12 protein-coding genes are annotated in these 12,181 nt (G+C 65.1%); 8 read left to right on the top strand and 4 right to left on the bottom strand.

Going from position 1 to position 12,181, the window contains the following annotated elements; translation table 11 throughout:
• Positions 1 to 21: 21 nt before the first annotated feature.
• On the bottom strand, positions 22 to 801 hold the full coding sequence (locus tag AB7F10_RS10480) for a FadR/GntR family transcriptional regulator (RefSeq protein ID WP_428560516.1): 780 nt from the start codon (positions 799 to 801) through the stop codon (positions 22 to 24).
• A gap of 305 nt (positions 802 to 1,106) precedes the next feature.
• Here AB7F10_RS10480 and AB7F10_RS10475 point away from each other — a divergent pair, with 305 nt between their 5' ends.
• Together AB7F10_RS10475 and AB7F10_RS10470 are read left to right on the top strand one after the other, a co-directional pair.
• Positions 1,107 to 1,847, top strand: a complete 741-nt coding sequence (locus AB7F10_RS10475; RefSeq protein WP_428560514.1) for a sulfite exporter TauE/SafE family protein — start codon at positions 1,107 to 1,109, stop codon at positions 1,845 to 1,847.
• A 41-nt stretch (positions 1,848 to 1,888) separates the two neighbouring features.
• Positions 1,889 to 2,743 carry a cyclase family protein gene (locus tag AB7F10_RS10470; RefSeq protein ID WP_428560512.1) on the top strand — a complete coding sequence of 285 codons (855 nt, stop codon included), beginning with the start codon at positions 1,889 to 1,891 and terminating at the stop codon, positions 2,741 to 2,743.
• A 7-nt stretch (positions 2,744 to 2,750) separates the two neighbouring features.
• Here the strand turns inward: AB7F10_RS10470 and AB7F10_RS10465 are convergent, their stop codons facing one another.
• The 3 genes from AB7F10_RS10465 to AB7F10_RS10455 are packed head-to-tail and all read right to left on the bottom strand — an operon-like array spanning position 2,751 to position 5,310.
• Positions 2,751 to 3,554 (bottom strand): ABC transporter ATP-binding protein, encoded by an 804-nt coding sequence (locus AB7F10_RS10465; RefSeq protein WP_428560510.1) that lies wholly within the window; start codon positions 3,552 to 3,554, stop codon positions 2,751 to 2,753.
• Positions 3,542 to 4,315, bottom strand: coding sequence for an ABC transporter permease (locus AB7F10_RS10460; RefSeq protein WP_428560508.1), 774 nt, complete (start codon positions 4,313 to 4,315; stop codon positions 3,542 to 3,544). Before AB7F10_RS10460 ends, AB7F10_RS10465 begins: the two co-directional genes overlap by 13 nt.
• A gap of 17 nt (positions 4,316 to 4,332) precedes the next feature.
• The gene (locus tag AB7F10_RS10455) at positions 4,333 to 5,310 is read right to left on the bottom strand and encodes an ABC transporter substrate-binding protein (RefSeq protein ID WP_428560506.1); all 978 of its coding nucleotides are present in this window, start codon (positions 5,308 to 5,310) and stop codon (positions 4,333 to 4,335) included.
• Positions 5,311 to 5,448: 138 nt separating this feature from the next.
• Here AB7F10_RS10455 and AB7F10_RS10450 point away from each other — a divergent pair, with 138 nt between their 5' ends.
• The 6 genes from AB7F10_RS10450 to AB7F10_RS10425 all read left to right on the top strand — a co-directional run bounded on the left by AB7F10_RS10450 (position 5,449) and on the right by AB7F10_RS10425 (position 12,090).
• Entirely contained in the window at positions 5,449 to 6,309 is an 861-nt protein-coding gene (locus AB7F10_RS10450; protein WP_428560504.1) for an alpha/beta fold hydrolase, read from the top strand.
• A gap of 13 nt (positions 6,310 to 6,322) precedes the next feature.
• Positions 6,323 to 7,141 carry an SDR family NAD(P)-dependent oxidoreductase gene (locus AB7F10_RS10445; protein ID WP_428560502.1) on the top strand — a complete coding sequence of 273 codons (819 nt, stop codon included), beginning with the start codon at positions 6,323 to 6,325 and terminating at the stop codon, positions 7,139 to 7,141.
• 186 nt (positions 7,142 to 7,327) lie between these two features.
• On the top strand, positions 7,328 to 8,539 hold the full coding sequence (locus AB7F10_RS10440) for an ABC transporter substrate-binding protein (protein ID WP_428560499.1): 1,212 nt from the start codon (positions 7,328 to 7,330) through the stop codon (positions 8,537 to 8,539).
• A 175-nt stretch (positions 8,540 to 8,714) separates the two neighbouring features.
• Positions 8,715 to 10,604 (top strand): ABC transporter permease, encoded by a 1,890-nt coding sequence (locus AB7F10_RS10435; protein WP_428560497.1) that lies wholly within the window; start codon positions 8,715 to 8,717, stop codon positions 10,602 to 10,604.
• On the top strand, positions 10,601 to 11,365 hold the full coding sequence (locus tag AB7F10_RS10430) for an ABC transporter ATP-binding protein (protein WP_428560495.1): 765 nt from the start codon (positions 10,601 to 10,603) through the stop codon (positions 11,363 to 11,365). The genes AB7F10_RS10435 and AB7F10_RS10430 overlap by 4 nt, the downstream gene beginning before the upstream one ends.
• On the top strand, positions 11,362 to 12,090 hold the full coding sequence (locus AB7F10_RS10425) for an ABC transporter ATP-binding protein (protein ID WP_428560492.1): 729 nt from the start codon (positions 11,362 to 11,364) through the stop codon (positions 12,088 to 12,090). The genes AB7F10_RS10430 and AB7F10_RS10425 overlap by 4 nt, the downstream gene beginning before the upstream one ends.
• Positions 12,091 to 12,181 lie beyond the last annotated feature (91 nt).

Raw genomic sequence — 12,181 nt, 5'->3', positions numbered from 1 at the left:
CGTGGTTTTCGTTGCGTCTTGTCAGCAGCAGGAATGGCCTGCGGCATCGGCGTTTCCGCGCTCGGCAACGCGCCGCGCGCGGATCATCTTCACGTGGTCGTCCATCAGTGCGCGTGCCGCCGCGGCGTCGCGCAGTTCGATCAGGTCGGTGAGCCGGGTGTGAATCTCGATGACGCGCTTCGCCAGCGCCGGCGTCGCGGTGACGTTGCGGCGCGGCCATGACACATGCTCGAGCGAGATCAACTGCACGACGAGCACGCGGTTGTGCGAGGCCTCGGCCACCGCGAGATGGAAGTCGCGCGACAGGCGGGTGAACTCGTCGAGGTCGTCCATCGCGGCTTCCGCGTCGCGCAGAAGCTGGCGCAGCCGCGCGATGTCTTCGGGCTTCGCGTTCTCGGCGGCGAGTTCGGCGCCGAGCGTTTCGATGGCGCGCTGCGCATCCATCACCTCGCGGGCGGAGACGCCGGTGAGGTCGAGCTGCACAGCGAGCGCCTCGGCGAACAGCCGCGGATTGCCGTTGGCGATGCGGGCGCCGCCGCCTTTGCCCATGCGGATCTCGACGATGCCGAGGGCTTCGAGCGTGCGCAGCGCGTCGCGCGCGACGATGCGGCTGACGCCGAAGCGGGCGGCGAGGTCTTTTTCGGTGCCGACGAAGTCGCCGGGCTTGAGACGCTTGGCGAACAGCGCGTCGCGCACGTCGGCGACGATTTGCGCCGACAGCGACGAGGAGCGCCCCGCGAACATGATCCGCGCGGTCAGCGTGCCGCTGGTCGTGACGGAATTGGCAACCCGGTGGCGCATCGGTCCGGCGTTCCTTGCCTCAAGGTGCGAAAAGCTAGGCCGGCTGGTTACGATAGTAAAGATACTATCTTTTAAAAAGACATAGAAAAATCAGTATGTGACAGCGATTTCTGTGGCTTAAGCCGAAAAAAAACCCGCGCTCTGGAGGACCATTAGCGGGGGTGTCCGGTGTCGCGAAGTTCCGCGCCATCTTCTGTGGCGTGGCGTCTGCGTTCGCCCCGGTCGAAGGCAGGGTTGCATTCTTGCGGATTGCTAACAGGCGGGCCGCTGCGCAACGTCCCGCACCCGATTCACTGGACCCGCGCGTGCACGACATTTCAATCTGGATTCTCATCGCCGCCGTTTTTCTCCTCGCCGGCACGGTGAAAGGTGTGATCGGCGGCGGCCTGCCGACCATCGGCATCGGCCTGATGGGCCTCGTCATCCCGCCGGCGCAGGCGGCGGCGCTGATCGTGCTGCCTTCGCTCGTCACCAATGTCTGGCAAAGCTTCGGCGCCAACTTCCTTCCGCTGCTGAAGCGGCTCTGGCTGATGCAGGTCAGCATCGTCGTCGGCTCGCTGTTCGCCTATGGCGTCATGACCGGCAGCGATGCCGACATGGTGCGTGCCGGCCTCGGCCTCGCGCTGATCGCCTACGCGGTGTCGGGCCTCCTGAAGATCCGGCTGCACCTTGGGCCGCGCGCGGAATTCTGGCTCGCGTCGCCGGTCGGGCTGGCGACCGGCGCGATCGGCGCGGCGACCGGCGTGTTTGTCGTTCCCTCGGCGCTTTATCTGCAGGGCATCGGTCTCGACAAGGACGATCTCGTGCAGGCGCTCGGCATCACCTACACAGTGTCGACCGTCGCGCTCGCCGCCGCGCTGTATGAAGGCGGCGCGATGCACGTCTCCGTCGCCGGGCCGTCCGTGCTGGCGCTGGCGGTGTCTTTGCTCGGGATGAAAATCGGCCAGTCGATCCGCGCGCGGGTGCAGGAAAAAACCTTCCTCCTGTTGTTTTTCATCGGCCTGCTGCTGATCGGCCTGCATCTGGTTTTGCGGACGGTTTTGTGATCGGCTAACGCTGATCTGTTGGAATGAACCGGAGCAGTACGATGAAAATCGTCGACCTCACCCATGTCATGAACGTCCACACGCCGGGCTGGGTCGGCTATGCCGGCAACAAGATGTATTATGCGCAGAACCTCCAGACCGTGCGCATTGTCGCGCAGCGCATCGACACCGCGCTGCATGTCGGCACGCATTTCGACGGCGCGATGCACGCCACCGACAATCCGGTCGGCGACATGGCGCATCTGCCGCTCGATTATCTGTGCAATCGCGGCGTCGTGGTCGACATCTCGAAGCACATGCACGACTGGGCGGTGATCACGCCGGAGATCATCGAGTCCGCCGGCGCCGACATCCGCGAGGGCGACATTCTCATCCTGCACACCGGTTGGCACAAACACTATGAAGGCCAGCCGCAGCAGGATCTGGTGCGTTACTTCTGCTACCACCCTGGGCCGAGCCTCGACACGCTCAAGTGGATGCTGAAGAAGAAGATCAAGTGGTGGGGCATGGACACCGGCTCCTGCGACCACGCGATGAACACCTCGATCCGCTACATGCGGCCCGATCTCGCCGAGGAGTTCACCAAAAAGCACGGCAAGACGCCGGGCGAGTTCTTCGGCACTTTCGAATACACCCACAAGCGTTCGGGCCGGAAAGTCTCGGCCGACGTGTTTCCGTTCCACAACTGGGCGTTTCAGGAAGGCCTGCTGCACGCGGAAAATATCGGCGGCGACATCGAGCTGATGCTCAACAAGCGCTGCCTGATCGGCGCGTTTCCGTGGCGCTACGAAGGGCTTGAAGGCTGCCCGTGCCGCATCGTCTGCTTCGAGGATGCCGGCGATAACGTTCAGGCGATCGGCGACGCCGCCAAGGGCATTCTCCCGCCGCGCGTTTAATCGCGCGTCAGCCGCGCGCCAATCTTGGATCTGGGCTGTTGTTCTGCAGCGTCGACTGGATCGCCTCGCGCAGCGGGCCGTAGTCCTGCTTCGGCCACTGCGCGACATGAATGTCGGCCAGCAGCTTCGCCGATTTTCCGAACACCACGATGCGGTCGCCGACCGCGATGGCTTCTTCAAGTTGGTGCGTGATGAGAACGGCGGTCGAGCCGCTTTCGCGCGCCAATGCAAGGAACGTCGTCCGCAGTTCCGCCGCCGTCACCTCGTCGAGATGGCCGAAGGCCTCGTCGGCCAGCATGATGTCGGGCTGCACCGCGAAAGCCCGCGCGATGGCGACACGCTGGCGCATGCCGCCGGACAGTTCGTGCGGATAGGCGTTGACGAAGTTTTCAAGTCCAAGCCGCTTCAGCCAGGTCATCGTGCGGTCGCGCTGCCCTTCCTCGGGCAGGCCGATCAGTTCCAGTGGCAGCTTGGCGTTGTCGATCGCGGTGCGCCACGGCAACAGGCGGTCCTGCTGGAACACCGTCGCGATGCGCCCGCGGAAATGATTGAAGTCGTCATGCGGGTTCTTGTCGCCGATCCGCAGCGTGCCTTCGGTCGGCGCTTCGAGGCCGATCAGCAAATCGAAGAAGGTCGATTTGCCGCAGCCGGTTTGCCCCACGATGGCGACCACCTCGCGGGGCGCAATCGTCAGGTCGAGCCGGTCGATGGCGACGACCGACTGGCCGGACGTCGCCTGCCGGAACATCTTGCGGACGCCGCGCGCCTCGATCGGCGGCGGCCCGCCGTTGTTGCCGTTCACGCCCGCCATCGCAGCATCCTTGCTTCGACCCGCGCGACGCCGGCTTCCAGGAGAAACAGCAGGGCGACCAGAACGATGGTCCAGGCGAACACGTCGGACACCGAGAACAGCTCCTGCGCCACCGACAACTGATGGCCGATGCCGGTCACCGCGCCGACCAGCTCGGCGATGGTGACGACGCGGATCGCGAGGCTGATGTTGACCTTCCAGCTGGTGAACAGGCTCGGCAGGATCGCCGGCAGCATCAGCTTGATGAAATATTGGGGGCTGGTCGGCCGGAACGAGCGCATCATGTGGCGCAGCTCGCGCGGCACGCCGCGCATGGCGTCGAGGGAGTCGACCAGGAACACCGGCCCGCAGACCACGAACAGCACGAAGCCGATGCGGAACTCGACGCCGGGGAACCACAGCACCGCGAACAGAATCCACGACACCACCGGCACCGCCATCAGGATGCGGATCATCGGGTGCAGGTAGTCGTCGAGCGCCTTGGAACCGTACATCACCATCGCCAGCGACACGCCGATCACGAACGACACGATCAGCGCTCCGACCACGCGGGCGAGCGTCACCACGATGTCGATCGGGGTGACCTTGACGATGCTCTGGGCGATCTTGAACCAGCTCGGAATCGCGAAAGGCGGGATCCCGAGATAAGGCGCGAGATAGGACAAGGTCTCCCAGACGACCGCGAAGACCAGTAGGGAGACGAGAGTCTGTTTCGGAAAACTCAGAGCCGGAACGGACTCCCGGTACTCCTCAGGCTGCATGACGAATGCTGCGGCGGTTACTGGAGGAAGATCTTGTCGTCGGCCGCCTTGTCATAAAAGCCGGCCTTCACGGCGCGATCCATCATGTCCCGCAGCGACTTTTTCACCTCGGGGTCGGACACCGGCTTGATGATGAATTGCAACCGGCCGCTGTCGATCGCGGTTTGCAGGATGCCGGGCGGCAGCTTGGTCGTCTCGGTCGCGATCTTGTCGCCGGCCGCGGTTTCCTTATGCATCACGGCCGCGGTGTCGGCCAACGCGGCGAGCAGCATCTTCGGCGCATTGGGGTGCTTGGCGATGAAGTCGGCCCGCATGGCCGGCACGATCTCCCAGCCCGCGTCGCCGGTGATTTCCTTCCAGCCCTCGGCGCCGTTGAAAATGACGTGCCAGTCGGGCCGCTGCTTGGCGATGATGCTCGCCAGCGGCTCGATCACCAGCGCGGCGTCGACCCGGCTCGCCTCGAGCTGGGCGCGTGCGACGGCGAAGTTGGCGTTGACGACGGTGATGTCCTTGCCGAGGTCGATGCCCTTGGCGTTTGCATAAATCTTGACCACCTGGAACTGCGAGCCGCCCATGTCGATGGCAAGCTGCTTGCCCTTCAGGTCGGCGAGCGACTTGATGCTCTTGTCCTTGGCGAAGATCACGAGGTCGCCGAGCGTGAAGCCGGAGCCGATGATGCGCAGCGGAACGCCTTCATTATAGAGTTTCTGCAGCACCGTCGGCCCGCCGATCAGCACGTCGGTCTCGCCGGTGGCGAAAGCCGCGTAGAACGCGGAGATCGATGGATAGGCTTTCGCGTCGAGCACGAAACCGTGTTTGGTGTCGAAGCCGCGCGCCTTCATGATGTTCCAGACCAGCGGGTTGAACACCGGCAAGGTCAGGCTCGAAACGCGGATTGTCGGCTTGTCTTGCGCCTGCACAGTCGCGGCGCTTGAAAATGCAATGGCGGCAGCGGCGACAAGCGTCGTGACGCAGCGTCGTGACAGCTTCAGCATGGACGTCCCCCGTATCGACTGCGCCGACCCGGTCGCGGTCGGCATCAGATTTTGCTCAGGCTGCTTGCGGACCGGCAATGAGTTTAATAGCCTTTCGTTTGTACGCAAATAATAACAGGGGAACGCGGGGACGCTAAAATGCCGCACATCACCTCCCACGACGGCACGCGCCTGTATTACGAGGAGGCCGGCACCGGTACGCCGGTTGTCTTCGTCCACGAATTCGCCGCCGATTACCGCACCTGGGAGCCGCAGATGCAGCGCTTTTCGCGCTCGCACCGCTGCGTCACCTACAGCCAGCGCGGCTATCCGCCTTCCGACATCCCGAACGATCCCGACAAATACGATCAGGCGAAATTCCGCGACGACGTGATCGCGGTGATGGACAGCCTCAAGATCGACAGGGCCCATGTCGTCGGCCACTCGATGGGCGCATCGACCGCGCTGCATGTCGGCATCAAATATCCCGACCGTTGCATCTCGGTGGTCGCGGCCGGTTGCGGCTACGGCTCGAGCGCCGACCCGAAGACGGTCGAGGCGTCGCGGGCCGCCTCGCGCGACAACGCCAAGATGTTTTCCTCGCACACGATGGAAGAGGGCGCGCGCATCTACGGCGATGGGCCGACCCGCCAGTCGCAGAAATACAAAGACCCGCGCGGTTACGCGCATTTCGTCAAGATGCTCGGCGAGCATTCCAGCGTCGGCCACGCGATGACGATGGCCAATCTGCAGGCCAAGCGGCCGACGCTCTACGACATGGAAGCGGACCTGAAGAAATTCAAACCGCCGCTGCTCATCGTCGTCGGCGACGAGGACGAGTGGTGCGTCGACGCCAGCGTCTATCTGCGCCGCACCGCGCCGACCGCCGGGCTTCTGGTGGTGCCGCGCACCGGCCACACCATCACCAGCGAGGAGCCGGACAAATTCAATGCGGCCTTGGCGGAACTGTTCGCCGACGCCGAACGCGGACGCTGGCTTGCGCACAAGCCGTCAAAATAACGGGAGAACGCAGATGGATCTTCAACTGAAAGGCAAGACCGCGCTGGTCACCGGCGGGTCCGAGGGCATCGGCAAGGGCATCGCCCTCACGCTCGCCAGGGAGGGCGTCGATGTCGCGATCTGTGCGCGCCGCAAGGAGCCGCTCGAGGCGGCGGCGGCGGAAATCGCCAAGGCGACCGGCCGCAAGATCGTGCCGATCGCCGCCGACCTGCGTAGCGACAAGGATGCGAAAAACTTCATCGAGCAGGGCCACAAGGCGCTCGGCCGCGTCGACATCATGGTCAACAATGCAGGCTCGGCCGCCGGCGGCGTCATTGAGCATCTGACCGAGGACGACTGGGAAAAGGGCCTGCAGCTCAAGTTCATGGGCTATGTGCGCTGCCTGCGCTACGTGCTGCCGCTGATGGTCAAGCAGGGTGGCGGCCGCGTCGTCAATCTGATCGGCAACGACGGCGTGAAGCCGTCCTACTGGGAAATCTGTCCCGGCGCCGCCAACGCCGCGGGGCAGAACCTCACGCTCTCGCTCGCCGGGCAGTACGGCAAGAACAACGTCAGCTTCGTCGCGGTCAATCCGGGCCCGGTGCGCACCGAGCGCTGGGCCGGCCTCGTCGACGCGATGGCGCGCGACATGAAGATTACGCGCGAGGAAGCCGACAAGCTCGCGCCGGCCTCGATCCCGATGGGGCGCATTGCCGAGGTCGAGGAGGTCGCGAACCTCGTCGTCATGCTGGCCTCGCCTTTGATGACGATGGTCAACGGCACCATGATCGAGGTCGACGGCGGTCAGGACAAGCCGCTGATGGACCGGTTCCGCGACAAACCGCGCGGCTAGAAGGGCGCAACCCCGCGTGGCGAGCGTGTACGACATTCCGCGGTGGGTTGTGAGGGAGGACGGGGCGCCGCCCCGCCTTCGTTGGGCATGCCATTTGCATGCAAATCAACGGGTGGCGCCGGCGCTTTGTCATTCGAGACGCATGCCTTTTAATATGTGGCCAGCCAACAGGGAGGGAGAGCAGCCATGAGAATCGCGAGCTGTCTACTTTCGATTGCTTTCGCGGGCGCGGTATCGCTCGCAGTGTCCGGTCCGGCGTCGTCGCAGGGGACGATCAAGATCGGTGAAATGAACAGCTACAAGTCGCAGCCGGCCTTCCTCGATCCTTACAAGAAGGGCTGGGAGCTGGCGGTCGAGGAGATCAACGTCAAGGGCGGCGTGCTCGGCAAGAAGATCGAGGTGATCTCCCGCGACGACGGCGCCAATCCGGGCGAGGCGGTGCGCGTCGCCGACGAGCTGGTGACGCGCGAAGGCGTCAACATCATCGCCGGCACGTTCCTGTCGCATATCGGTCTGGCCGTCACCAACTTCGCCGGCCAGAAGAAGGTGTTCTTCCTCGCCGCCGAGCCGCTGACCGACAAGATCACCTGGCAGAACGGCAATAAATACACCTTCCGCCTGCGCGCCTCGACCTACATGCAGGTGGCGATGCTGATGCCGGCCGCGATCGCGGCCAAGAAGAAGCGCTGGGCCATCGTCTATCCGAACTTCGAATACGGCCAGTCGGCGGCGGCGAACTTCAAGGAACTGCTGAAGAAGGCGCAGCCCGACGTCGAATTCGTCACCGAGCAGGCGCCGCCGCTCGGCAAGATCGACGCCGGCGCGGTGGCGCAGGCGGTCGACGACGCCAAGCCCGACGCCATCTTCAACGTGCTGTTCGGCGCCGACCTCACGAAGTTCGTTCGTGAAGGCGACACCCGCGGCTCGTTCAAGAACCGCACGGTGGTCAGCCTCCTGACCGGCGAGCCGGAATATCTCGACCCGCTGAAGGCCGAAGCGCCGGTCGGCTGGATCGTCACCGGCTATCCCTGGGACAAGATCAAGACGCCGGAGCACGTCGCCTTCGTCACCGCCTACCAGAAGAAGTTCAACGACTATCCGCGGCTCGGCTCGATCGTCGGCTACGTCACCTTCAAGTCGCTCGCCGCCGGCATCGCCAAGGCCGGTTCGACCGACACCGAGAAGCTGGTGGAGGCCTTCAAAGGCCTGAAGGTCGGCAGCCCGTTCGGTGCGTTCGAATATCGTGCGATCGATCATCAGGCGACGATGGGTTGCTTCGTCGGCAAGATCGCGCTCGAGAACGGCAAGGGTACCATGACCGACTTCAAGTATGTCGACGGCGCCTCGGTCATGCCGCCCGACGCGGAGATCAAGAAGCTGCGTCCGGTGGCCAACTGATCGGACGGTCCCCGACGGGACGGGTGACACCAACAATCCGGGGCGGCGAAAAATCGTCGCCCCGGAATCCACCGCCGGGATGAGTGGCGGTTTGATCGGGCGGCGCCCGGGAACCGCGCCGCGTGGGGACAACCGGCGAGGATGGGGGAAGGGCGGCAAACCCCAAAACTCTCACATGACTCTCAGCGGTCTTCTTTTCCAGGCGCTCAACGGCCTCTCGACGGCGTCCGGGCTGTTTTTCATCGCCGTCGGCCTGTCGCTGATCTTCGGCGTCAGCCGCATCATCAATATCGCGCACGGGTCCCTCTATATGCTGGGGACCTACATCGCCTACAGCTTCGCGACCAAGATCGGCGGCGTGCTTGGCTTCTGGGGCGGCATCGTCGCCACCGCGCTGGTCGTCGCCGCGCTCGGCGCGGTCATCGAAGTGCTGTTGCTGCGCCGGATCTATCGCGCGCCGGAACTGTTCCAGTTGCTCGCCACCTTCGCGCTGGTGCTGGTGTTCAACGACGCGGCGCTGGCGATCTGGGGGCCTGAGGATCTGCTCGGGCCGCGCGCGCCGGGGCTGCGCGGCTCCATCGAAATTCTCGACCGTCATCTGCCGGCCTACGACCTGTTTCTCATTGTCATCGGACCGGTGGTGCTGCTGGCGCTGCATTTGCTGCTGGCGAAGACGCGGTTCGGCCGGCTGATCCGCGCCGCGACGCAGGATCGCGAGATGGTCGGCGCGCTCGGCGTCAATCAGGCGATGCTGTTCACCGCCGTGTTCGCGCTCGGCGCCGGCCTCGCCGGCCTCGGCGGCGCGCTGCAGATCGCGCGGGAGCCTGCCAACCTCGCGACCGACCTGATCGCCATCGGCGACGCTTTCGTCGTCGTGGTGGTCGGCGGTATGGGTTCCATCACCGGCGCGTTTCTCGCCGCCATCATCATCGCGGAAGTGAAGGCGCTGTGCATCGCCGTCGGCGTGGTCGATCTCGGCTTCGTTTCGCTCAACTTCTCGAAGATGACGCTGGTTGCGGAATTTCTGGTGATGGCGCTCGTGCTGATCGTGCGGCCTTACGGCCTGCTCGGCAAAAAGCAGGGCGCGGTGCGCTCGATGGCCGAGCCGGACGAGCCGATCCGCCCGGCGACGCTGCCGCTGAAGCTCGCCGGCGCGGCGATCTTCGTCGTCCTGCTGTGCTTCCCGCTGATGTTCCGGGAAAGCTCGCCCTATCTGCTGGTGCTCGGCATCGACGTGCTGATCGCCATCCTGTTCGCGGCGAGCCTGCACTTCATCGCCGGACCCGGCGGCATGCATTCGTTCGGCCACGCCGCCTATTTCGGGCTAGGCGCCTATGGCGCGGCGCTGCTGGTCAAATGGCTGAGCCTGCCGATGGGGCTTGCGCTGCTGGCCGCGCCGCTCGTCGCGCTGGCCGGTGCGCTGCTGTTCGGCTGGTTCGCGGTGCGGCTGTCCGGCGTCTATCTCGCCATGCTGACATTGGCGTTCGCGCAGATCGTCTGGGCCGCCGTGTTCCAGTGGGAGGAACTGACCGGCGGCTCAAACGGGGTGATCGGCGTCTGGCCGCCCGCGCCGTTCGACAAGCGCGGCATGTTCTTTCTGCTGACGCTGGTGCTGGCGGCGGGCGGCGTGCTGCTGCTGCGGCGGTTCCTGTTCTCGCCGTTCGGCTACGCCATGCGCGCCGGCCGCGATTCCGAATTGCGCGCCGAGGCGATCGGCATCGCCGTCAAGCGCGTGCACTGGATCGCTTTCGCCATCGCCGGGGCGGTGTGCGGCGTCGCCGGCGGGCTGTTCGCCTTCGCCAAGGGCTCGATCTCGCCGGAGACCATCCATGTCGGCCGCTCCATCGACGGCCTCGTCATGGTGCTGCTCGGCGGCCTCGAAACGCTGACCGGCCCCATTGTCGGCGCGACAGTCTTCGTCACCCTGCAGGACACCATCATCCGGCAGACTGAATACTGGCGCGCGCTGCTCGGCGCGATCATCCTGCTCCTTGTGCTGGTGTTCCCCGGCGGCATCGTCGGCGGCCTCTCGCGCATCGCGGCGCGGTGGAGGGCGCAGCCATGAGCGAGTTGTCGATCCGCTCCTTGTCGAAGTCGTTTGGCGGCGTCCAGGCCGTCAACGACGTGTCCTTCGAAGTCGGCAGCGGCGAATTTCTCGCCATGATCGGCCCGAACGGCGCCGGCAAGTCGACCTGCTTCAACATGATCAACGGCCAGCTTGCGCCGGACTCAGGCTCCATCATGTTCGAGGAGCGCGATCTGGCCGGCCTGAAGCCGCGCGAGATCTGGCGGCTCGGCGTGGGGCGCACCTTCCAGGTGGCGGCGACCTTCGGCTCCATGACGGTGATCGAGAACGTGCAGATGGCGCTGCTGTCGCACGCGGGCGACATCTATCGCATGTTCCCCGCTGCGTCGCGGCTGCACCGCGCGCGGGCGCTCGATCTGCTCGATCAGGTCGGCATGCGCGAGGCCGCCGACCGGCCGAGCCGGGAACTCGCCTATGGCGACGTCAAGCGCATCGAACTGGCCATCGCGCTCGCCAACGAACCGCGCCTGCTGCTGATGGACGAGCCGACCGCAGGCATGGCGCCGCGCGAGCGCAACGACCTGATCGCGCTGGTCAAGCGCCTCGTCGTCGAGCGCGGCATCTCGGTGCTGTTCACCGAGCATTCAATGGACGTGGTGTTCGCCTTTGCCGACCGCATCATCGTGCTGGCGCGCGGGCGGCTGATCGCCTCGGGCACCGCGCAGGAGATCCAGAACGACGCCAAGGTGCGCGAGGTTTATTTCGGCACCGGCAAGACCTATGCGGGAACTGCGTCATGAGCGCCGATGCCATTCTCAAGGTCGACGGCCTCAACGCCTGGTACGGCGCGGCGCATATTCTCTACGATCTCAGCTTTGAGGTCGGCCGCGGCGAGGTGGTGGCGCTGATGGGCCGCAACGGCGCCGGCAAGTCGACGACGCTTAAGGCGATCATGAGCCTGATCGGCAAGCGCGGCAGCGTGCAGTTCAACGGCCACGATATCTCCCGGCTCAAGCCGCACGAGATCGCGCGGCTCGGCCTCGGTTACACGCCGGAAGACCGCCGCATCTTCGTCGACCTCACCGTCACGGAAAATCTCGACATCGGCCGCCAGCCGCCGCGCAGCTTCGCGGACGGCCAGTCGGCGCCGGTGTGGACCCCGGAGCGGCTCTACAAATTGTTCCCGAACCTGGCCGAGATGACCGACCGGCCCGGCGGCCGCATGAGCGGCGGCGAGCAGCAGATGCTCACCGTCGCCCGCACGCTGATGGGGAACCCGCTGCTGGTGCTGCTGGACGAGCCGTCCGAGGGCGTCGCGCCGCTGATCGTCGAGCAGATGGCGGACACCATCGTCGAACTGAAGAAGGAAGGCCTGTCGATCCTGCTGTCCGAGCAGAACATGCATTTCTCGCGGCTCGTCTCGGACCGCGCCTACGTTCTCGAAAAGGGACAGATTCGCTGGCAGGGCAGCATGGCGGCGCTGGAACAGGACATCGACGTGCAGCGCGCTTATTTGACTGTGTGACGCCGGGGATATGCCAATCCAAGTGGATATGTCATACAAAGCCTTCGGGGGCTCTTTCGTGAGCGGCCGCGACGGGCCATCGTTGCGCGCC

The organism is Pseudolabrys sp. (genome assembly GCF_050250095.1).
Classification (GTDB): Bacteria; Pseudomonadota; Alphaproteobacteria; order Rhizobiales; family Xanthobacteraceae; genus Pseudolabrys.
Note: the sequence above shows the minus strand (reverse complement) of the source record. Positions and strands in the feature narration are given on the sequence as shown.